19 protein-coding genes are annotated in these 19,404 nt (G+C 63.6%); 9 read left to right on the forward strand and 10 right to left on the reverse strand.

Going from position 1 to position 19,404, the window contains the following annotated elements:
- Positions 1 to 8: 8 nt before the first annotated feature.
- Both GTP69_RS09115 and GTP69_RS09120 read right to left on the reverse strand, forming a co-directional pair.
- The gene (locus tag GTP69_RS09115) at positions 9 to 1,490 is read right to left on the reverse strand and encodes a peptidylprolyl isomerase (protein WP_229260863.1); all 1,482 of its coding nucleotides are present in this window, start codon (positions 1,488 to 1,490) and stop codon (positions 9 to 11) included.
- An 83-nt stretch (positions 1,491 to 1,573) separates the two neighbouring features.
- The gene (locus GTP69_RS09120) at positions 1,574 to 3,820 is read right to left on the reverse strand and encodes an LPS-assembly protein LptD (RefSeq protein ID WP_229260864.1); all 2,247 of its coding nucleotides are present in this window, start codon (positions 3,818 to 3,820) and stop codon (positions 1,574 to 1,576) included.
- 108 nt (positions 3,821 to 3,928) lie between these two features.
- Here GTP69_RS09120 and GTP69_RS09125 point away from each other — a divergent pair, with 108 nt between their 5' ends.
- From GTP69_RS09125 to GTP69_RS09140, 4 genes are read left to right on the forward strand one after another with little or no spacing between them, the layout of a single operon-like run.
- Positions 3,929 to 4,972, forward strand: coding sequence for an aminoglycoside phosphotransferase family protein (locus GTP69_RS09125; protein ID WP_161054580.1), 1,044 nt, complete (start codon positions 3,929 to 3,931; stop codon positions 4,970 to 4,972).
- Between the two features lie 10 nt (positions 4,973 to 4,982).
- On the forward strand, positions 4,983 to 5,717 hold the full coding sequence (gene murU, locus GTP69_RS09130; RefSeq protein ID WP_161054581.1) for an N-acetylmuramate alpha-1-phosphate uridylyltransferase MurU: 735 nt from the start codon (positions 4,983 to 4,985) through the stop codon (positions 5,715 to 5,717).
- On the forward strand, positions 5,717 to 7,039 hold the full coding sequence (pepP, locus tag GTP69_RS09135; RefSeq protein WP_161054582.1) for a Xaa-Pro aminopeptidase: 1,323 nt from the start codon (positions 5,717 to 5,719) through the stop codon (positions 7,037 to 7,039). Before murU ends, pepP begins: the two co-directional genes overlap by 1 nt.
- Complete coding sequence (locus GTP69_RS09140; protein WP_161054583.1) at positions 7,036 to 8,175, forward strand: FAD-dependent monooxygenase; 1,140 nt, start codon at positions 7,036 to 7,038, stop codon at positions 8,173 to 8,175. The genes pepP and GTP69_RS09140 overlap by 4 nt, the downstream gene beginning before the upstream one ends.
- On the opposite strand, the gene GTP69_RS09145 is transcribed toward GTP69_RS09140, so the two are convergent.
- From GTP69_RS09145 to GTP69_RS09155, 3 genes are read right to left on the reverse strand one after another with little or no spacing between them, the layout of a single operon-like run.
- A complete protein-coding gene (locus GTP69_RS09145; RefSeq protein WP_161054584.1) occupies positions 8,176 to 9,654 on the reverse strand; it encodes an NAD(P)(+) transhydrogenase (Re/Si-specific) subunit beta in 1,479 nt (492 codons plus the stop codon).
- A complete protein-coding gene (locus GTP69_RS09150; RefSeq protein WP_161054585.1) occupies positions 9,651 to 9,965 on the reverse strand; it encodes an NAD(P) transhydrogenase subunit alpha part 2 in 315 nt (104 codons plus the stop codon). Before GTP69_RS09150 ends, GTP69_RS09145 begins: the two co-directional genes overlap by 4 nt.
- A 14-nt stretch (positions 9,966 to 9,979) precedes the next feature.
- The gene (locus tag GTP69_RS09155; RefSeq protein WP_161054586.1) at positions 9,980 to 11,092 is read right to left on the reverse strand and encodes a Re/Si-specific NAD(P)(+) transhydrogenase subunit alpha; all 1,113 of its coding nucleotides are present in this window, start codon (positions 11,090 to 11,092) and stop codon (positions 9,980 to 9,982) included.
- Positions 11,093 to 11,313: 221 nt separating this feature from the next.
- On the opposite strand from GTP69_RS09155, the gene GTP69_RS09160 reads away from it, so the two are divergent.
- Together GTP69_RS09160 and mnmA are read left to right on the forward strand one after the other, a co-directional pair.
- A complete protein-coding gene (locus GTP69_RS09160; RefSeq protein ID WP_161054587.1) occupies positions 11,314 to 11,811 on the forward strand; it encodes an NUDIX hydrolase in 498 nt (165 codons plus the stop codon).
- 3 nt (positions 11,812 to 11,814) lie between these two features.
- Complete coding sequence (gene mnmA, locus GTP69_RS09165) at positions 11,815 to 12,903, forward strand: tRNA 2-thiouridine(34) synthase MnmA (protein ID WP_161054588.1); 1,089 nt, start codon at positions 11,815 to 11,817, stop codon at positions 12,901 to 12,903.
- 5 nt (positions 12,904 to 12,908) lie between these two features.
- Here mnmA and GTP69_RS09170 read toward each other — a convergent pair whose 3' ends face one another.
- On the reverse strand, positions 12,909 to 13,349 hold the full coding sequence (locus tag GTP69_RS09170; RefSeq protein ID WP_161054589.1) for a response regulator: 441 nt from the start codon (positions 13,347 to 13,349) through the stop codon (positions 12,909 to 12,911).
- 13 nt (positions 13,350 to 13,362) lie between these two features.
- Positions 13,363 to 14,139 carry a 5'-3' exonuclease gene (locus tag GTP69_RS09175; protein ID WP_161054590.1) on the reverse strand — a complete coding sequence of 259 codons (777 nt, stop codon included), beginning with the start codon at positions 14,137 to 14,139 and terminating at the stop codon, positions 13,363 to 13,365.
- Positions 14,140 to 14,289: 150 nt separating this feature from the next.
- Here GTP69_RS09175 and GTP69_RS09180 point away from each other — a divergent pair, with 150 nt between their 5' ends.
- Together GTP69_RS09180 and GTP69_RS31820 are read left to right on the forward strand one after the other, a co-directional pair.
- The gene (locus tag GTP69_RS09180; RefSeq protein WP_161054591.1) at positions 14,290 to 14,502 is read left to right on the forward strand and encodes a hypothetical protein; all 213 of its coding nucleotides are present in this window, start codon (positions 14,290 to 14,292) and stop codon (positions 14,500 to 14,502) included.
- Complete coding sequence (locus GTP69_RS31820; RefSeq protein WP_371867867.1) at positions 14,471 to 14,719, forward strand: PIN domain-containing protein; 249 nt, start codon at positions 14,471 to 14,473, stop codon at positions 14,717 to 14,719. Before GTP69_RS09180 ends, GTP69_RS31820 begins: the two co-directional genes overlap by 32 nt.
- Positions 14,720 to 14,724: 5 nt before the next feature.
- Here GTP69_RS31820 and GTP69_RS09185 read toward each other — a convergent pair whose 3' ends face one another.
- Positions 14,725 to 15,396, reverse strand: coding sequence for a glutathione S-transferase (locus GTP69_RS09185; protein ID WP_161054592.1), 672 nt, complete (start codon positions 15,394 to 15,396; stop codon positions 14,725 to 14,727).
- A 157-nt stretch (positions 15,397 to 15,553) separates the two neighbouring features.
- On the opposite strand from GTP69_RS09185, the gene GTP69_RS09190 reads away from it, so the two are divergent.
- A complete protein-coding gene (locus GTP69_RS09190; RefSeq protein ID WP_371867873.1) occupies positions 15,554 to 17,161 on the forward strand; it encodes an FMN-binding glutamate synthase family protein in 1,608 nt (535 codons plus the stop codon).
- Between the two features lie 42 nt (positions 17,162 to 17,203).
- On the opposite strand, the gene GTP69_RS09195 is transcribed toward GTP69_RS09190, so the two are convergent.
- Entirely contained in the window at positions 17,204 to 17,494 is a 291-nt protein-coding gene (locus GTP69_RS09195) for a DUF6587 family protein (protein ID WP_161054594.1), read from the reverse strand.
- A 1-nt stretch (position 17,495) separates the two neighbouring features.
- The gene (gene feoB, locus GTP69_RS09200; RefSeq protein ID WP_161054595.1) at positions 17,496 to 19,400 is read right to left on the reverse strand and encodes a ferrous iron transporter B; all 1,905 of its coding nucleotides are present in this window, start codon (positions 19,398 to 19,400) and stop codon (positions 17,496 to 17,498) included.
- Positions 19,401 to 19,404: the final 4 nt, after the last annotated feature.

A 19,404-nucleotide genomic window follows, 5' to 3' on the forward strand; every position in this document is an offset into this window, starting at 1 on the left:
TTTCTGCTTTACTTGTTGGCGTTGGCGTTGGCGGCTTTGTCGTCGTCGTTGCGGTATTCGACGTAGGCACGGTCGCGCACTTCACGCTGCCAGCTGTCGGTGGCGTCTTCCAGCTTGCGCTCGCGCAGCGCCTGGCGCGCATTGTTACGCTCGCGCTCCTTGGACTGGTCGTCGGTCTTGCGCTCCAGCACCTCGATCAGGTGGATACCGAAGCTGGTTTCCACCGGCTGGCTCACTTCGCCGATCTTCAGCGCGTTCATCGCAGTTTCGAATTCCGGCATGACGTCGCCCGGTTGCAGCCAGCCCAGGTCGCCGCCCTTGGCCGCCGAACCGTCTTGCGACACCAGGCGCGCCAGGTCCTCAAACTTGGCGGCGCCATTGTCCAGGCGTTCCTTCAGTTCCAGCGCCTTGCGCTTGGCGTCGGCCGCGCTCATGGTCGGCGTCACCTTGATCAGGATGTGGCGGGCGTGGGTCTGCTGCACTGCGGCCACCGCTTGCGCGTCGGCCAGGCTGCGGCGGTCGACCGCCTTCAGGATGTGGAACGCGCCCACGCTCTTGATGATCGGCGTCACCTGGCCCGGTTGCAGCTTGACCAGCGCTTCGGCGAAGACCGGCGGCAGGCGCTCAGGCTGGCGCCAGCCCACCGCGCCGCCTTGCAGCGCATCGCTGGCGTCCGAGTAGGTCGCGGCCATCTTGGCGAAGTCGGCGCCGGTGCGCAGCTGGCGCATCACTTCTTCGGCGCGCGCACGGCGCTGGGCGATCACTTCGGCCGACGCGTTGTCCGGAATGCGCACCATGATCTGCGAGATGTTGATCTCGAACTGCTCGGCGGCGGCGGCTTTCTCGGCGGCGATGAAGCTGTCCACCTCGGCGTCGGAAATCTGGATCTTGCCGTCGACTTCGTGTTCACGCAGGCGCTGCATGATGATTTCTTCGCGAATCTCTTCGCGGAACGAGGCGAACGGCGTGCCGTCCTTTTCCATCTGGTCGCGCAGCTGCTGTACCGACAGTTTTTGCGCTTCGGCGATGCGCTGGATGGCGCGGTCGAGTTGCAGGTCGTCGACGCGTACGCCCATTTCCTTGGCCAGTTGCAGTTGCGAACGCTCGACGATCATGCGCTCCAGCATCTGGCGGCGCAGGTCGGCCGGGTCCGGCATCTGCGCGTTCTGCGCCTTCATGCGGGCGGTCACGGTCTTGATGCGGTTGGCCAGCTCGCGCTGGGTAATGACGTCGTCATTGACCACCACCACGATCGAATCGATGGCCACATTGCCCGATTCACCCGGCGGCAGGAAGCCGGCGCCGTCTTTCTTGTCGGCGGCAGGCTTGGCCGGCGCGGCGTTGGCGGCCGAGGCTGCCGTTGCGGCCGCAGCCGGCGCTGGCGCCGGCTCGGTTTTCTTCTTCGACGAGAACAGGCTGCAACCACTCAAGGCGGCCGTGCACAACAGGACTGCGAGGACTTTCATCTGGTACTTACTGGCATTACGCATGGTAGAACGCTCAAGAGTCAGGTGTAAAAAAGACAAGGGGCGCCGACGCGTTTTTTGCGCGGCGGCGCCAAGTGTACATCGAGTTAGCGGCCATAGCCCTCATTCAGGCGCTGATAGCCCGGAATGCTGGCCTTCATGGCCTCCAGCGGGCTGCCGACGCCCAGGTGCGACAGGCCGTTCAGCTCCAGCTGGAAGAAGATCTGGGTCGAGGCCTTGGTCGAGGTGGTCACGAAGCGCTGCGCGCCGGTGCGGAAGACCCAGCAGTCGGCGTTATATTCGAGGCCGACCAGGCTTTCCAGGATTTTCTTGTCCTGCACCGAGTAGCTGATGCGGCCCACGCCATACCAGCGCTGGAAGATCGGCCACTGGCTCGACAACTCGATATTCTTGAAGCTGTCGCGCAGATAGCGGTAGCCCAGGTTCAGCACCTTCTTCGAGCCCGGTATCCATTGCGCGGTATAGCTTTCCGACACCACCCGGCGTTCGCCCTGGTTGTACTGCACCGCGCTGTCGAAGGCCCAGGTGTCCGAGATGCGGCCGGTGGCGGCCAGCAGGATATCGGAACGGCTGTCGCCCACCGGCGTCGAGGCATCGAGCTGCACGCGCTGGTCGCGGAAGTAGAAACGCTGGCCGAACGCCAGGCGCAGCGCCTCGGCGCCGTTGGCGTCGAGGAAGCGCGAGGTCAGCGCGGCGGTCAGCTGGTTGGCGTCGCCGATCCGGTCCGAACCGACGAAGCGGTTTTCGCTGAAGATCTGGCTGAAGTTAAAGGTGGCCGCATCGGTGTCGAAGGTCGGGAACTTGCTCTGGTCGCGGTACGGCGTGTTGACGTAGAACAGGCGCGGCTCCAGCGTCTGCGTCATGCTCTTGCCGCCCCACTTGATGTCGCGCTCGAACACCAGGCCGGAGTCCAGCGAGAAGGTCGGCACCGCGCGCGACAGGTTCTCGGCGCCGGCCCCCTGGTAGGAATCGAGCTGGTAGGTGGCGGCGTTGAGCATCACCTTCGGCGTGATGAAATAGCTCGGTCCGATGATCGGGTAGCTCAGCTGCGGAATCGCCACCAGCCGGGTGCCGTTGATCAGCGTCGGATGGTAGAAGCGGGTCAGCTCGGCATTGAAGGCCCAGTCGAAGCCGCCAAACACATCGTACTGGGCGGCGCTGAAGTTGATCGCCGGCAGGCGGTCATACGGGCGCGACACGAACAGCGACGGGTCGACCACCGATTCCGGATCTTGCAGCACCTGGTACTTCTGCACGCGCGCGGTCACGGTCCAGAAATCGCCGTGGTAGTCGGTACGCAGTTCGCGCAGCAGCTGACGGTCGGTCGAGCTCGATACGTTTTTCGAAAAGTCATTCGGATAGTTATCGTCCGACGCCGCGTTCAGGTTCCAGCTGAAGTCCCACTGCTTGGTCAGGTCCTGGCTATGGCTGGAGCGCACCATCCAGCGGTCGGCCTTGTCCGTCGGGTTGGCCTGCGCATACTCGCGGTCATGCGGCATGAACTCGAGATACGTTTCGCCGCGGTAGAAGCCGCCGTCGGTCTCGCCCAGGTAGCGGCCCAGCGCGCCGAACTGGATGCCGCGGTTGGCGATGACTTTCGGGTACAGCGTCAGGTCGCGGTTAGGCGCGATGTTGACGTAGTACGGCACCACCAGCTCGGCGCCGTTCTTGGAGCCGAAGCCGGGGGTCGGCGACAGCCAGCCGGAGCGGCGCGCGCCCGACAGCGAGAACGACATCGCCGGCGTGCCCAGGATCGGCACGTCCTTGAAATAAATCAGCGTCTTGCCGGCGGTGCCGACGTCGCGGCCGGAATCGAGGTTCAGCGTGTCCGACTTCAGGTACCAGTCCGGGTCGAAGCCCTGGCAGGTGCTGTAGGTGCCGTTGATCACCACCGCCTCGTCTTCGTTGATGAAGTTGAGACGTTCAGCCTTGCCCTGCGCATGGTTGGCTTCCAGCTTGTAGGTCGGGTTGAGCATATAGCCCTTGCCGGTGTCCATGTTCAGCTTCAGCTCGTCGCCGGTGAAATAATCGCCAAATCGCCAGATCTTGACGTTGCTGTTGGCCTCGACCTCGTTCTCGACTTGCCGGTAGCAGGCGGTATCGGCCGTGACCTTGGTCTTGTCCTTGATGATCTCGGCATCGCGTTCCAGGTTGATTTCCCGCTCTGGACGGCCGCTGATGTCCTCGGCCTTGACGATGGTGACGGCGTTCTTGTCTTCCACGCGCGGCGCACGCTGCTTCGGCGGCGCGCTCTGGGCATAGGCGACCGAAGGCAGCGCCGATACAGTGAAGATAGCGGACAAGGCATACGCCAAGCGCTGCAATTTGGGCATGCGTGTCATGAAAAGAAGGGACCAAGCACCATGAAAGGCGATTTTTTAATTTGAATCCCTTATTATATGGGAATCTTCACCTGACGCCGGTTTCCTCGGCATGCTTCAATGTCTTTATTACAGAATTTAACTTCCGATACACGTCTGGAACTGCTGGTAACGTGGCTGCGCGGCCTGAATGTGGTCGATGTCGACAGTATTCGTCCCGCTTCGGCCGACGCCAGCTTCCGCCGTTACTTCCGTGTCAACGTCTTGTCTGAACAACAAGCGGCGCTGGGCCTGACCCTGATCGTCATGGACGCCCCGCCCGAACGCGAAAACGTGCTGGGCTTCGTCAAAGTTGACGAAATGCTCACGCATGCCGGCGTCAGCGTGCCGCGCATCGTCGCCACCGACTACGAAGCCGGCTTCATGCTGCTGTCCGACCTGGGCAACACCACCTATCTGTCGGCGCTGACCCACGACAACGCCTCGACCATGTACGCCGAGGCGCTGGAAGCGCTGGTCAAGTTCCAGATCACCAGCCGTCCCGACGTGCTGCCGGAATACGACCGCGCCTTCCTGCAACGCGAAATGAGCCTGTTCCCCGAGTGGTACATCGGCCACCACCTGAAAGCCACACTGACCGACAAGCAGGCCGCCGAGCTGCAAGCCGTGTTCGACGCCATCCTGGCCAACGTCACCGCCCAGGCGCAAGTGTTCGTGCACCGCGACTTCCACTCGCGCAACCTGATGGTGGTGGACGCCAATAATCCCGGCGTGCTGGACTTCCAGGACGCGCTGTACGGCCCGATGACCTACGACCTGGCCTCGCTGCTGCGCGACGCCTACGTGCAGTGGGACGAAGAACTGGTGCTGGACTGGGCGATCCGCTACTGGCAGCACGCCCGCTCGCTGGGCCTGCCGGTCAACCAGGACATCGACGCCTTCTACAAGGACTTCGAGTACATGGGCCTGCAACGCCACCTGAAGATCCTCGGCCTGTTCTGCCGCCTCAACTACCGCGACGGCAAGGCGCAATACCTGGACGACCTGCCGACCGTGATGGACTACGTGCGCAAGACGGCCGGCCGCTACAAGGATCTGCGTCCGCTGGTCAGGCTGCTCGACCTGCTGGAAGACAGCCAGCCGCAAGTCGGCTACACCTTCTGAGGCGGCGCGCATGAAAGCGATGATCTTCGCCGCCGGACGCGGCGAACGCATGCGTCCACTGACCGACAGTACCCCCAAGCCGCTGCTGAAAGTGCGCGGGCGGCCGCTGATCGTCTGGCACATCCTCAACCTGGTCAAGGCCGGCATCACCGAAATCGTCATCAACCACGCCCACCTGGGCGAGCAGATTGAACAGACCCTCGGCGACGGCAGCCAGTTCGGCGCCAAACTGCTGTACTCGCGCGAAGAGAAAGCGCTGGAAACCGCCGGCGGCATCGCCAAGGCGCGCGCGTTGCTGGGCGAGGAGCCGTTCGTCGCCATCTCGGGCGACATCTACGTGCCCTACTTCGACTTCGAGCAGGTCAAGGACGTCTTGCACGACAAGGATATGTGGGGCAATCCGTACCCGGCCGACAAGCGCGACATCTGCTGGCTGTACATGGTGCCCAATCCAGATTGGCATCCGGACGGCGACTTCGGCATGACCATGTACTCGCTGACCAACGACGGCACGCCGAAGTGGACCTTCGGGAACATCGGCGTCTACCGCATGGAAATGTTCGACCGCATCGCCGCCGGCGAGCACGCCAAGCTTGGCCCGCTGCTGCGCGAATACGCCGACAAGAAGCAAGTCGGCGGCGAAGTGTACGAAGGCGAATGGCATAACGTCGGCACCGTGCAGCAACTCGATTTGCTGAACGCGCCGCGCGCCGCGCTGGCAGCCGCCGGCAAGGGCGTGCAGTGATGCACGACGTCGGCCGCTATAGTGAACGGCGCGCGCGCCTGCTGGCGCAACTGCCGGCCGGCGCAGTGGCTGTGCTGCACACCGCACCTGAAGTCACGCGCAACGCCGACAGCGAATACCTGTATCGCCACGACAGCTACTTCTATTACCTGACCGGCTTCACCGAGCCGGAAGCGGCCGTGGTGCTGGTGGCAGCGCACGGCGACGCGCCGGCACGCGCCATCCTGTTCTGCCGCGAGAAAAACCTCGAACGCGAAATCTGGGAAGGCTTCCGCTACGGCCCGGAAGCCGCGCGCGCGGCCTTCGGCTTTGACGAAGCCCACACCATCGACTCGCTGGACGAGCGCATGGCCGGACTGCTGTCGAATACGCCGGCGCTGTACTACGCGCTTGGCGGCACGCTCGATGCGCGCGTGGCCGGCTGGCTGTCCGCAGTACGCGCCAAGGCCCGCACCGGGGTCACCGCGCCGGCCGTCGCCGCCGACCTGCTGCCACTGCTGGACGACATGCGCCTGCTGAAGGACGCACACGAGCAGACCATCATGCAGCGCGCCGCCGACATTTCGGCGCAAGCACATATCCGCGCCATGCGCGCCGCCCGCGCCGGCGTCCACGAATACGAACTGGAAGCGGAACTGCTGTACGAATTTCGCCGCAATGGCGCACAAGCGCCAGCCTACAACTCCATCGTGGCGGCCGGCGCCAACGCCTGCGTGCTGCACTACAGCGCCAACAACGCGCAGTCGCGCGACGGCGACCTGGTGCTGATCGACGCCGGCTGCGAACTGGATGGCTATGCCTCCGACATCACCCGCACCTTCCCCGTCAACGGCCGTTTCAGCGCGCCGCAAAAGCGCCTGTATGAACTGGTGCTGGCCGCGCAAAGCGCCGCGCTGAAGGCCATCGGTCCCGGCCTGCCCTACGCCGGCGCGCACGAAGCGGCGGTGCAGGTGCTGGCGCAAGGCATGCTGGATCTGGGCCTGTTGAGCGGCACGCTGGACGACGTCATCGCCGGCAAGCGCTACACGCAGTTCTACATGCACGGCACCGGCCACTGGCTGGGCATGGACGTGCACGACGTCGGCCAGTACCGCGACGTCACGCAGGCCGACAAGCCATCGCGCACGCTGCAAGCGGGCATGGTGGTGACGGTGGAACCGGGCATCTACGTGCGGCCGGCCGCCGGCGTGCCGGAAGAATACTGGAACATCGGCATCCGCATCGAAGACGACGTGCTGGTGACCGCCGACGGCTACACCATCCTGAGCGCCGCCGCGCCCAAGACCGTGGACGAGATAGAACAACTGATGCAGCAACCATGACAGACATCACCTACGACATCGCCATCTGCGGCGCGGGGCCGGCCGGCATGGCGCTGGCGGCGCTGCTGGTCAAGCGCGGCGTCGCCGCCCACCGCATCGCCCTGATCGACGCCAAGACGCTGGCGCAAGCCAGCACCGACCCGCGCTCCCTGGCGCTGTCCTGGGGCAGCCGGCAGATACTGGAAGAAATCAGCGCCTGGCCGACCGCCGCCACCGCCATTGAACAAATCCACGTCTCGCGCCGCGGCCAATTCGGCCGCAGCCTGATCGACCGCAAGGACTATGACCTGCCGGCGCTAGGCTACGTCACCCGCTACGGCGACATCGTCACCGCGCTGGGCGCCGAGTGCGAACGCGCCGGCATCATCTCGCTGCGTCCCGCACGCGTGCTGACACTGGATGAAGAAGGCGACGCCGTCACCCTGATCCTGGACGCCAACGGCGCGCCGCAAACCCTGCGCGCCGCCATCGTGGTGCAAGCCGAAGGTGGCCTGTTCAACGAACAGCTGGTGCGCGCGGTCAACCGCGACTACCAGCAAACCGCCATCATCGCGCAAGTGCGCAGCAGCACCCCGCCGCCGCACCGCGCCTACGAACGTTTTACGGAACAAGGCCCGCTGGCGCTGCTCCCGCAGAATGACGAATACTCGCTGGTGTGGTGCGTGCGCCCGGAGAATGCCGACGCGCTCATGGCGTTGAACGAAAAGGACTTCCTGTCCGCGCTGGGCCAGGCTTTCGGCGACCGGGTTGGCAGCTTCACCCACGCCACGCCGCGCCTCGGCTTCCCGCTGGGATTGAACGCCGCAGCGCACAGCACCGCGCGCACCGTCACCATCGGCAACGCCGCGCAGACGTTGCATCCGGTAGCAGGCCAGGGCCTGAACCTCGGCCTGCGCGACGTCACCGTGCTGGCGCGCCTGCTGGCACAAGGCGCCACGCCGGAGAAGCTGTCGCAATACACCGAACTGCGACAGCGCGACCGCAGCACCACCGTGCGCCTGACCGATACCATGGCCCGCGTCTTCGCCAACGAATCGCCGCTGCAAGGACTGCTCGGCCTCTCGCTGGCCGCCATCGACATGGTCGGCCCCGCGCGAGGCCTGCTGGCCGAACTGATGATGTACGGCCGCCGCTAACTACTCCACCGCCTTCACCATATCTTCGATGACCTTCTTGGCGTCGCCGAAGACCATCATGGTGTTGGGCTGGTAGAACAGCTCATTGTCCAGACCCGCATAGCCGGACGCCATCGAGCGCTTGTTGACGATGATGCTCTTAGCCTTGTACGCCTCCAGAATCGGCATGCCGGCAATCGGCGATTTCGGATCCTTGGCCGCCGGGTTGACCACGTCGTTGGCGCCCAGGATCAGCACCACGTCGGTCTGCCCGAACTCACCATTGATATCCTCCATCTCGAACACCTGATCGTACGGCACTTCGGCTTCCGCCAGCAGCACGTTCATATGCCCCGGCATGCGCCCGGCCACCGGGTGAATCGCATACTTCACGTTCACGCCGTTGTGGGTCAGCTTGGCCACCAGCTCCTTCAGTGCATGCTGTGCGCGCGCCACGGCCAGGCCGTAGCCCGGCACAATGATCACGCTCTCCGCATTCGCCAGAATGAACGCCGCATCATCCGCAGAACCCGACTTGACCGGGCGCTGCTCCTGCGCACCACCACCGCCTGCCTCCGCCGGCGCACCGCCAAAGCCGCCCAGAATCACATTGAAGAACGAACGGTTCATGGCCTTGCACATGATGTACGACAGAATGGCGCCCGACGATCCCACCAGCGAACCGGCGATGATCAGCATCGCGTTATTCAGCGAGAAGCCGATGCCCGCCGCAGCCCAGCCGGAATAGGAGTTCAGCATCGACACCACCACCGGCATATCGGCGCCGCCGATCGGGATGATGATCAACACACCCAGGGCAAACGCAATCGCCGTCATGATCAGGAACGGCACCCAGGCCGGCGCGCTGCCGCTATCGACTACGAACACCAACCCCAGGCCAACCATCAGCAGCGCCAGGATCAGATTCAGCCAATGCTGGCCCGCAAAGCTGACCGGCGCGCCCTGGAACAGGCGGAATTTGTATTTGCCCGACAGCTTGCCGAAGGCGATCACCGAACCGGAGAACGTAATCGCGCCGACAAAGGTGCCGATAAACAGCTCGATGCGATTGCCGAACGGCAGCGGCTCGCCTGCCGGCACAATGCCAAACGCATGCGGCTCCGACACCGCCGCCACCGCAATGCACACCGCCGCCAGACCAATCAGCGAGTGCATCGCCGCCACCAGCTCCGGCATCTTGGTCATCTCGACTTTCTTGGCCAGCACCGCGCCGATGCCGCCGCCGACGATCACGCCCAGCGCCACCAGCCCGAGGCCCATGCCGCTGCCGTGGCCCGCCGCCGCAGCGGCTGCAGCTTCCGATTGCAGCTTGAGGATCAGCGCAATCGTCGTCACAAACGCAATCGCCATACCGGACATGCCGAACGCATTGCCGGTGCGCGCCGTGGCCGGCGACGACAAACCTTTCAGCGCCTGGATAAAGCACACCGATGCGATCAGGTACAGCATCGTCACCAGATTCATGGAGATGAAATTCATGCTTTATCTCCTGGCTTGGCTTTCGGTTCCTTCTTCTTGAACATCTCCAGCATGCGCTGCGTGACCAAAAATCCGCCGAACACATTGACGGCGGCCAGCGCCACCGCCACCGTGCCGGCGATCTGCCCGACCAGTCCTTCGGTGAGCGAGGCCGCCAGCATGGCGCCAACGATGATGATGGCCGATACCGCATTGGTGACCGCCATCAGCGGCGTATGCAGCGCAGGCGTCACGGTCCAGACCACGTGGTAACCGACGTAAATGGCCAGGACAAAAATAATCAGATTAATAATGGTGTGGCTGACTTCCATGGTGTCTCCCCGGTTTATTTGCGCAGCAATTCGCCGCCGCTGCTCAGCAGCGTGGCCTTGATGATCTCGTCTTCACGGTCGATCACCAACTTGTCTTCCTTGTCGATAATCAGCTTAAGGAAGTCCAGCACATTGCGCGCGTACAGCGCCGAGGCATCAGCCGCCACCAGCGTCGCCAGATCCGGCTCGCCGACGATATGCACGCCGTGCTTGACCACCGTTTTGTTCAGCTCCGACAGCGGGCAGTTGCCGCCTTGCGACACCGCCAGGTCGACGATCACGGAACCCGGTTTCATCGCCCTCACCGTTTCTTCGGAAATCAGCACCGGCGCCGGGCGGCCCGGTATCAGCGCGGTGGTGATGATGATGTCGGCCAGCTTGGCGCGTTCGTGCACCAGTTCGGACTGGCGGCGCATCCAGTCGGCCGGCATCGGCCGCGCGTAGCCGCCCACACCCTGGGCGATTTGCTTTTCTTCGTCGGTCAGATACGGCACGTCGATGAACTTGGCGCCCAGGGACTCCACCTGCTCCTTGACCGGCGGCCGCACGTCGGATGCTTCGATCACGGCGCCGAGACGCTTGGCGGTGGCAATCGCCTGCAAGCCGGCCACGCCGACGCCCATGATCAGCACCCGCGCCGCCTTCACCGTGCCGGCCGCCGTCATCAGCATCGGCATGAAGCGCTGGTACAGATTGGCTGCCACCATCACCGCCTTGTAGCCGGCGATGTTGGCCTGCGACGACAGCACGTCCATCGACTGCGCGCGCGTGATGCGCGGCACGGCTTCCAGCGCAAACGCCTGCAGCCCGGCCGCCGCCATGGCGGCGTTGTTGTCTGCATCAAAGGGATTGAGCATGCCGATCACCACCGTGCCCGGCTTGATCTGCGCCCGTTCCTCGGCATTCGGGGCACGCACCTTGAGGATCACCTCGGCCGACCAGACCTCGCTGGCAGGCACGATTTGTGCACCAGCTGCAACATAGGCGTCATCGGTGACGGAGGCGGCCAAGCCGGCGCCGGCCTGCACCAGGATCTGGTGCTTCGCGGCAAGTTTTTTAACGGTCTCCGGGGTGGCTGCTACCCGGGTCTCCCCCGGCCGTGTTTCGGCCGGTATGCTTATTCTCATGGTGCCTCCATTCGATTAATAAACTGACTACAATCTAACATGGAACTTTGGGCGGAGTGCCCCTCATTTGGGCACAATCATAAGGAACAAGTCGTTCCTTATACATAATGGTTTCGTCAATTCAAGTATAACTATTTGTCATTAATTACCCTCTAAATTTGTTCCAGCGCAAACCAAAAGCCCGGAACACGCTAAAATGTCGGCTCTTTCAAGGATGACTCATGCCGCGTATCTGGAAACCCTCTGTTACTGTTGCCGCAATTGTCGAAAAAGATGGCAAGTTCTTGCTGATCGAAGAAGAGACCAGCGATGGCATCCGCATCAACCAGCCTGCCGGTCATCTCGACCCGTATGAGTCGCTACAGCAGGCCGTGGTCCGCGAAACGCTGGAGGAAACCGCCTACGACTTCACGCCGACCGCGCTGGTGGGTATGTATATGTCGCGCTACACCTCCAACCGCACCGGCGAAGAAGTGACGTATCTGCGCTTCACCTTCTGCGGCTATCCGGGCGAGAAGCATGACCGTCCGCTGGACGAAGGCATCCTGCGCACCATGTGGCTGACGCGCGACGAACTGGCCGCCTGCGCCGACCGTCACCGCAGCCCGACGGTGCTGCAATGCGTCGACGAATATCTGGAGGGCCGCCGCGCTCCCCTGGAACTGGTACAAACACATGCTTCCGTCTACAAGGAAGCGATTAGCACTGCGAATGGATAAGTAATGAGCAAGAAACGGGTCGTTATCGGCATGTCGGGCGGGGTGGATTCCTCGGTCTCGGCGTGGCTGCTGAAGGAACAGGGTTACGACGTGGTCGGCCTGTTCATGAAGAACTGGGAAGACGATGACGACTCCGAATACTGCTCGACGCGCCAGGACTGGATCGACGCCGCCTCGGTGGCCGATGTGGTGGGCGTGGATATCGAAGCGGTCAACTTCGCCAGCGAATACAAGGACCGCGTGTTCGCCGACTTCCTGCGCGAATACCAGGCCGGCCGCACGCCGAATCCGGATGTGCTGTGCAACGCCGAAATCAAATTCAAGGCCTTCCTCGACCACGCGATGACGCTGGGCGCGGACCTGATCGCCACCGGCCACTATGCGCGCGTGCGCCACGACGGCGGCAAGAGCGAGCTGCTGAAGGCAATCGATCACACCAAGGACCAGAGCTACTTCCTGCACCGTTTAAACCAGGCGCAGTTGTCGAAGACGCTGTTCCCGCTGGGCGAAATCCCGAAAACCGAAGTGCGCAAGATCGCCGAGAAACTCAAACTGCCGAATGCGGCCAAGAAGGATTCGACCGGCATCTGCTTCATCGGCGAGCGGCCGTTCCGCGAGTTTTTGAACCGCTACCTGTCGTACAAACCGGGCCCGATGATGACGCCGGAAGGCAAGGTGGTGGGCGAGCACGTGGGCCTGTCGTTCTACACGCTGGGCCAGCGCAAGGGCATCGGCGTCGGCGGCATGAAGGAGTACAAGAATCCGGACGGCAGCAGCGACGCCTGGTATGTGGCGAAGAAGGATATCGTCAACAACGTGCTGTACATCGTGCAGGGCCATGACCATCCGTGGCTGCTGTCGCCGGCGTTGCGCGCCGACCAGGCCAGCTGGGTGGCCGGCGAAGCGCCGGAGGCGCGCGCGCTGTCGGCCAAGACCCGTTATCGCCAGGCCGATGTGGCGTGCGAAATCGCGCCGGAAGGCGCATCGGATTTCGCGTTGAAATTTATGGAAGCCCAGTGGGCCGTCACGCCCGGCCAGTCGGCCGTGCTGTATGACGGCGACGTCTGCCTGGGCGGCGGCATCATCGCCTGAACGGCTTAAGAAGCTGCCGGCTCTGCGCCCTCTGCCGGCGGGGCGTCGCCGGCAGCTTTTTCCATCGCCGCGCGCTGGCGCTTGACCATCGCAATCACCACATTCCGTATCGTATTCAGCACCGTATCGGCCTTGAACGGCTTGACGATAAAGCCGCTCACGCCCATCGCGTGCGCCGCCTGAATGGTGGCCGCATCCAGCTCGCTGGACACCATGAAGATCAAGGTCTTCGGCCAATTGCTGCGGATTTCGCGGATCGCCTCATCCTCTTTTTCAATCTGCTCGCGGGCCACGCACACAATGTGCGGGTGGTGCTTAATCAGTTGCACCATGGCGCTGGCGCAGGTGTGGGTCGCGCCGACCACGTCGTAGCCGCCGTCCAGCAGCACCGTGTTGAGCAGGCCGCGCGCCACGGCGCTAGGGTCGATAATGACTGCTTTTAACATCTTGCAAACCTTGTTATAAGTGGGACCAGGCCAGCATGTTCCACGTAACGCCAACCCGCACGTCCGTTTTCAACGCCACCAGTTGTCGAGAAAGATACAGCATTTCACGTTCTTTTCGTAGCGTTTCCCCCAAGGAATCTTTAAGAATCCCCGCACCGGCCATGATGGCGTCCAGAGTGCCGTATGTACGCAACAGTTTGGCGGCGGTTTTGACGCCCACCTTGGACACGCCGGGGATCGAATCGGTGACATCGCCCATCAGCGCCAGCAGGTCCGGCAGCTGTTCGGCGGGAACGCCCCACTTCTTCTCGACCCAGGCGTGGTCGTGCCATTCGCTCTTGAAATGGTCCCACACGCGGGCGCCGTGGGCGATCAGGCCGTGCAGGTCTTTGTCGGTGGAGGCGATGGTGGCTTCGCCGCGGCCCTCGGCCAGCCAGCGCAGCACCACGGTGCCGATCACATCGTCGGCCTCGACTTCGGGCACCGACACCACATGCATGCCGATGCCGCGCAGCTTGTCGTAGAAGGCCGGCAGCGCCTCGCGCAGCGGCGACGGCATCGGCGCGCGGCCTTCGCGGTAGCCGGCGTACAAATCGTGGCGCCAGGTGTTGCCGCCGAAATCGAAGGCCGGCAGCAAATGAGTGGGTTCGTGGTCGTTGACCAGCGTGCGCAGCGAGGACAGCGCGTGGCGCAGCGCGATGTCGGCCTTTTCGGGGCTATCAGGTTCGGGACTGGCTTCGTAGACGCGGCGCACAATATTGAGGCCGTCGATGGCAAGGAGTCTACCCATGTTCAACTTCATCCGGGCTTTGATCAAGCCGCCATTCTACCCGACTGGGCTGATGCGGCGGCATGAGCGGGCTCAAAGGCTTGGCGGACACCGGTTGCGCCGCGTAGCGGGAAGCGTAATATCAGTAGATCCTTCACCAAGGAGACTGCCATGTGGCCAACCATTTCTCTTGAAGAATTCCTGAAAAATCCACTGGCCGCAATCCGCGAAATTGCTGCCTCTGAAAAAGTATTTATCCTCACCGAAAACGGTGAGCCGATACTCGATATTCGGCCATACCGGACCGGCCCAGACGAAAGGCTAAGAGGCAGCGTACGCTACTACGGGGATATTGTCGCCCCAGTCGAAGACCCATTCCGATGAGATTCGAGCATGGCTAGCTGCGGTTGAAGCCATCAACCGGGTATGCTTTATCCCGGTTGATAGCAACATTGCCGTCACCTCGATTTATCTACCGGGTAGCCTGAATAACGATCCCGCAGACAGGATCATTGTAGCTACCGCCATGCTGCTCCATGCCCCCATCGTCACCACAGATGCACGGATCCGGGCCTACCCGCACGTGCAAACGATCTGGTAAGAAGCTTACTTCAGCAGTTCGTACGGGCCGCCGCGTTCGAGGGCGCGCTGGAAGGCGGGGCGGCTGTGGATGTTTTTCAGGAAGGCCGTCAGCTTGGGACGTGAACCGTCCAGGCCGCCGCGCGCGGAGGCGGCTTCCAGCGGGAAGCTCATCTGGATGTCGGCGGCCGTGAAGTCGTTGCCGGCGAACCAGGGCGCCTTGCCCAGCTCGGCTTCGAGATAATCCAGGTGGGTGGCGATCTGCGGCAGGATGTAGCTGCCCTTGACCTTCTGCGCAATGCCGCGCGCGATCGGCTTGACGAAGAACGGCGCCGGGCTGGTCTCGACCCGGTCGAAGATCAGCTTCATCAGCAGCGGCGCCATCGCCGAGCCTTCCGCATAGTGCAGGAAGTAAGTCCAGCGGCGGCGTTCCTCGGTGCCGGCCGGCGGGATCAGGCGGCCATTACCGTAGGTGTCGATCAGGTATTCGGCGATCGCGCCGGACTCGGCCACCACAATGCCGTTATCGCTGATCACCGGCGACTTGCCCAGCGGGTGGATCTTCTTCAGCTCCGGCGGCGCCAGCATGGTCTTGGGATCGCGCTGGTAGCGCACGATCTCGTACTCCAGGCCCAGTTCCTCCAGCAACCACAACACCCGCTGCGAGCGCGAATTATTCAAGTGATGAACGACGATCATGTGACTTATCCCGAGAAAAAAGAACGGCCGTGCGCCGTAACGCCGCTAGCTTAGCATTAACCGCGCCGACGCGTGCCTCCCCTGATCGGGATGGATTCCGGCAAGAAACAGCAGTACACTCGACAGTTCAACAGCCGCCGCCGGAGTATTCATGAATTTGCTGTCACCACGCTATCTCGTCTTCAATGCCTCGATCGTTACACTGCTGGCTTCGCTGGCATTAAAGGCGCCGTGGGAAATTACCGCCGTCGCAGCCGCCCTGACCATCGTCGGCATCAGCGACCTGCTGCAAACCAAGCGCGCCCTGCGCCGCAACTATCCGATCCTGGCGCACTTCCGCTTCTTCTTCGAATCGATCCGCCCCGAAATCCGCCAATACTTCCTGGAAGACGACACGGTGGCCGAGCCGTTCTCGCGCAACCAGCGCAGCATCGTCTACCAGCGCGCCAAGCAGGACAGCGACAAGCGCCCGTTCGGCACCCAGCTCGACGTCTACGCCCCCGGCTACGAATGGATCAACCACTCGATCGCGCCGGCGCCGGAGCAAGACCCCAACTTCCGCATCGAGATCGGCAACCACCCGGACTGCCCGCGCGCCCAGCCCTACTCGGCCAGCGTGTTCAACATCTCGGCCATGAGCTTTGGCGCGCTGTCGGCCAACGCCATCCTGGCGCTGAATGGCGGCGCCAAACAGGGCGGCTTCATGCACGACACCGGCGAAGGCAGCATCAGCCCCTACCACCGCCAGAACGGCGGCGACCTGGTGTGGGAAATCGGTTCCGGCTATTTCGGCTGCCGCGATGAAAACGGCGCCTTCTCGGAAGAGCGCTTCGTCGCCAACGCCACCGCGCCGCAGGTCAAGATGATCGAGCTGAAGATGTCGCAAGGCGCCAAGCCGGGCCACGGCGGCGTGCTGCCGGGCGCCAAGGTCACCATCGAGATTGCCCAGACGCGCGGCGTGCCGGTCGGCCGCGACTGCATCTCGCCGTCGCGCCACTCGGCCTTCAGCACGCCGATTGAAATGCTGGAATTCATCGACCGCCTGCGCACCCTGTCGGGCGGCAAGCCGACCGGCTTCAAGCTGGCGATTGGCCACCCGTGGGAATTCTTCGGCATCGTCAAGGCCATGCTGGCCACCGGCATCGTGCCGGACTTTATCGTGGTCGATGGCGGCGAAGGCGGCACCGGCGCCGCGCCGCTGGAATTTACCGACCACGTCGGCACGCCGCTGCAGGAAGGCCTGCTGCTGGTGCATAACACGCTGGTCGGCGCCAACCTGCGCGACAAGATCAAGATCGGCGCCTCGGGCAAGATCATCACCGCCTTCGACATCGCCCGCACCTTGGCGCTGGGCGCGGACTGGTGCAACTCGGCGCGCGGCTTCATGTTCTCGCTGGGCTGCATCCAGTCGCAAAGCTGCCATACCGACCGCTGCCCGACCGGCGTGGCGACGCAGGACCCTAGCCGTCAGCGCGCGCTGGTGGTGCCGGACAAGATCCAGCGCGTAGCCAATTTCCACGAAAACACCATGGAAGCGCTGGCGCAGCTGATCGCCGCCGCCGGCCTGACGCACCCGTCGCAACTGCGTCCGCGCCACCTGGTACGGCGGCTGTCGCACAACCAGGTCAAGCTGGCCTCGGCGCTGCTGCCCTACCTGGAAAAAGGCGAACTGCTGGACCCGAGCCAGCTGTCGCGCCTGCCGCCGGTGTTCGGCCAGTACTGGCCGATGGCGCAAGCCGAGTCGTTCGATCCCTACTGCGGCTGAGTGTGATGCGGGCGGCTTTGCGCCGCCGCAGGTGGGACGGGCTTAGCGCTGCACGTGCAGCTTGATCACGCGCTGTTGCGGTGCGCCGTTGGTGGTGTTGGTCTTGGTCGGCGTGGTGTCGCACGAGCCGCAACTGGAGCAGCCGCCGTCGCCGTCATCGCCGCAACCGCCGCCGCCCTGCGTCTTGAAGAACTTGGCCAGCCTGGTCTCGTTGAAACCGCGCTTGCCCAGCGTGTAGACAATCCGCCGGCGCCACGCCACCGGCAGATACTTGGTGCTGAAGTGCAGCAGCGCTGCCGCCACGATCAACGCCACAATCATCTCTTGCCACATATTAGCCTCCCAGGAGCGCCAGCGAAATCCGGTAAGTCAGGAACGATGCGATGTAGGCCAGCGCGAACATATAGCCGGCCATCAGCAGCGCGTAACGGGTGCTGCCGGTCTCGCGGCGCACCACCGACAGCGTCGACAGGCACTGCGGCGCAAACACATACCACGCCAGCAGCGACAAGGCGGTCGGCAAGGTCCACGACGCCGCGATGATCGGCTCCAGCGATTGCGCCAGCGCCTCGCCGCTTTGCGACAGCGCGTACACCGTGCCCAGCGCGCCAACCGCCACTTCACGCGCGGCCAGGCCCGGCACCAGCGCGATGCAGATCTGCCAGTTGAAGCCGATCGGCGCAAAAATGTATTCCAGGCCGCGGCCCAGCAGGCCGGCCAGGCTATAGTAGATCGGCGGATGCGTTGCGCCTTCCGGAGCGCCCGGGAAGGAGCTCAGGAACCACAGCAGCACCATCAGCGTCAGGATCACCGTACCGACGCGGGTCAGGAAGATCTTGGCGCGTTCCCACAGGCCCAGCGCCAGATTCTGCAAGTGCGGCCAGTGGTAGGCCGGCAGTTCCAGCATCAGCGGCTGCTGCTGGTTGGCGCCTAACGTGCGCTTGAAGAAGTAAGCCACCGCCATTGCCGAGAAGATGCCGGCGAAGTAAAGCACGAACAGCACCAGCCCTTGCAGGCTGAGGAAACCATACACTTCGCGCTCGGGAATGAAGGCGGCGATGATCAGCGCATACACCGGCAGCCGCGCCGAGCAGGTCATCAGCGGCGCGATCATGATGGTGACCAGGCGGTCGCGCGGATTCTGAATCGTCCGCGCCGCCATCACGCCCGGAATCGCACAGGCAAAGCTGGACAGCAGCGGAATGAAGGCGCGGCCCGACAGGCCCACGCCGCCCATCAGGCGATCCAGCAGGAAGGCCGCGCGCGGCAGGTAGCCGCAGTCTTCCAGCACAAGAATAAAGAAGAACAGGATCAGAATCTGCGGCAGGAACACCAGCACACTGCCGGCGCCACTTAATATGCCGTCCACCAGCAGGCCGCGCAGCACGCCGTCCGGCATCGCCTCGCGCACCATGGCGCCCAGCTGGTCGACGCTGTCCTTGATCAGGTCCATCACCGGCGTGGCCCAGGTGAACACCGCCTGGAACACCAGGAACATCAGCACCGCCAGGATGATCGGGCCGAGTACCGGATGCAGCACCACGTTGTCCAGCTTCTCGGACAGCGCATCGTCGGTGGCGGCCGGCGCCTTGACGGTCAGGTCGAGGATGCGGCGCACTTCGCGCTGCGTGTCTTCCACGCTGACGGCGTCGATGGCCGACAGCGGCTGCGGCGTGCCGACCGCCAGTGGCAGCATCTGGTCCAGCGCGCGCAGCAGCGACTTCTCGCCGCCGGCCTGAACCGCCACGGTTTCCACCACCGGCATGCCCAGCTCCTGCGCCAGGCGGTCGGCGTCGATGACGATGCCGCGCTTCTTGGCCACGTCCACCATATTCAGCGCCAGGATCATCGGCAGGCCGAGTCGTTTGATTTCCAGCACCAGGCGCAGGTTCAGGCGCAGGTTGGTGGCGTTGACCACGCACACCACCACGTCCGGCGCGGCGTCGCCCTTGCGCAGGCCGGCCACCACGTCACGGGTGATTTCCTCGTCCGGCGTGTGGGCGCTCAGGCTGTACGCGCCCGGCAGGTCCAGCACGCGGAAGGCGTTGCCGGCGGTGGTGGTGAACGCGCCTTCCTTGCGTTCGATGGTCACGCCGGCGTAGTTGGCCACTTTCTGGCGCGCGCCGGTCAGACGGTTGAACAAGGCGGTCTTGCCGCAATTCGGATTGCCCAGCAAGGCCACCATCGGCGTGCGCGCCGTAGTCGGCGCCTGCGACACCTGCTTATCTACTGCACCCATATAT

Source organism: Duganella levis (genome assembly GCF_009857605.1).
Classification (GTDB): domain Bacteria; phylum Pseudomonadota; class Gammaproteobacteria; order Burkholderiales; family Burkholderiaceae_D; genus Rugamonas; species Rugamonas levis.

Excerpts from the sequence above, each read along its gene's own strand:
- GTP69_RS09175 (WP_161054590.1), bottom strand. The coding sequence starts at position 14,139 with ATGGGTAGACTCCTTGCCATCGACGGCCTCAATATTGTGCGCCGCGTC.
- pepP (WP_161054582.1), top strand. The coding sequence starts at position 5,717 with ATGCACGACGTCGGCCGCTATAGTGAACGGCGCGCGCGCCTGCTGGCG.
- murU (WP_161054581.1), top strand. The coding sequence starts at position 4,983 with ATGAAAGCGATGATCTTCGCCGCCGGACGCGGCGAACGCATGCGTCCA.
- mnmA (WP_161054588.1), top strand. The coding sequence starts at position 11,815 with ATGAGCAAGAAACGGGTCGTTATCGGCATGTCGGGCGGGGTGGATTCC.
- GTP69_RS09180 (WP_161054591.1), top strand. The coding sequence starts at position 14,290 with ATGTGGCCAACCATTTCTCTTGAAGAATTCCTGAAAAATCCACTGGCC.
- GTP69_RS09120 (WP_229260864.1), bottom strand. The coding sequence starts at position 3,820 with ATGCCCAAATTGCAGCGCTTGGCGTATGCCTTGTCCGCTATCTTCACT.
- GTP69_RS09185 (WP_161054592.1), bottom strand. The coding sequence starts at position 15,396 with ATGATCGTCGTTCATCACTTGAATAATTCGCGCTCGCAGCGGGTGTTG.
- GTP69_RS09160 (WP_161054587.1), top strand. The coding sequence starts at position 11,314 with ATGCCGCGTATCTGGAAACCCTCTGTTACTGTTGCCGCAATTGTCGAA.
- GTP69_RS09155 (WP_161054586.1), bottom strand. The coding sequence starts at position 11,092 with ATGAGAATAAGCATACCGGCCGAAACACGGCCGGGGGAGACCCGGGTA.
- GTP69_RS09170 (WP_161054589.1), bottom strand. The coding sequence starts at position 13,349 with ATGTTAAAAGCAGTCATTATCGACCCTAGCGCCGTGGCGCGCGGCCTG.
- GTP69_RS09195 (WP_161054594.1), bottom strand. The coding sequence starts at position 17,494 with ATGTGGCAAGAGATGATTGTGGCGTTGATCGTGGCGGCAGCGCTGCTG.
- GTP69_RS09145 (WP_161054584.1), bottom strand. The coding sequence starts at position 9,654 with ATGAATTTCATCTCCATGAATCTGGTGACGATGCTGTACCTGATCGCA.
- GTP69_RS09150 (WP_161054585.1), bottom strand. The coding sequence starts at position 9,965 with ATGGAAGTCAGCCACACCATTATTAATCTGATTATTTTTGTCCTGGCC.
- GTP69_RS09140 (WP_161054583.1), top strand. The coding sequence starts at position 7,036 with ATGACAGACATCACCTACGACATCGCCATCTGCGGCGCGGGGCCGGCC.
- GTP69_RS09125 (WP_161054580.1), top strand. The coding sequence starts at position 3,929 with ATGTCTTTATTACAGAATTTAACTTCCGATACACGTCTGGAACTGCTG.
- feoB (WP_161054595.1), bottom strand. The coding sequence starts at position 19,400 with ATGGGTGCAGTAGATAAGCAGGTGTCGCAGGCGCCGACTACGGCGCGC.
- GTP69_RS09115 (WP_229260863.1), bottom strand. The coding sequence starts at position 1,490 with ATGCGTAATGCCAGTAAGTACCAGATGAAAGTCCTCGCAGTCCTGTTG.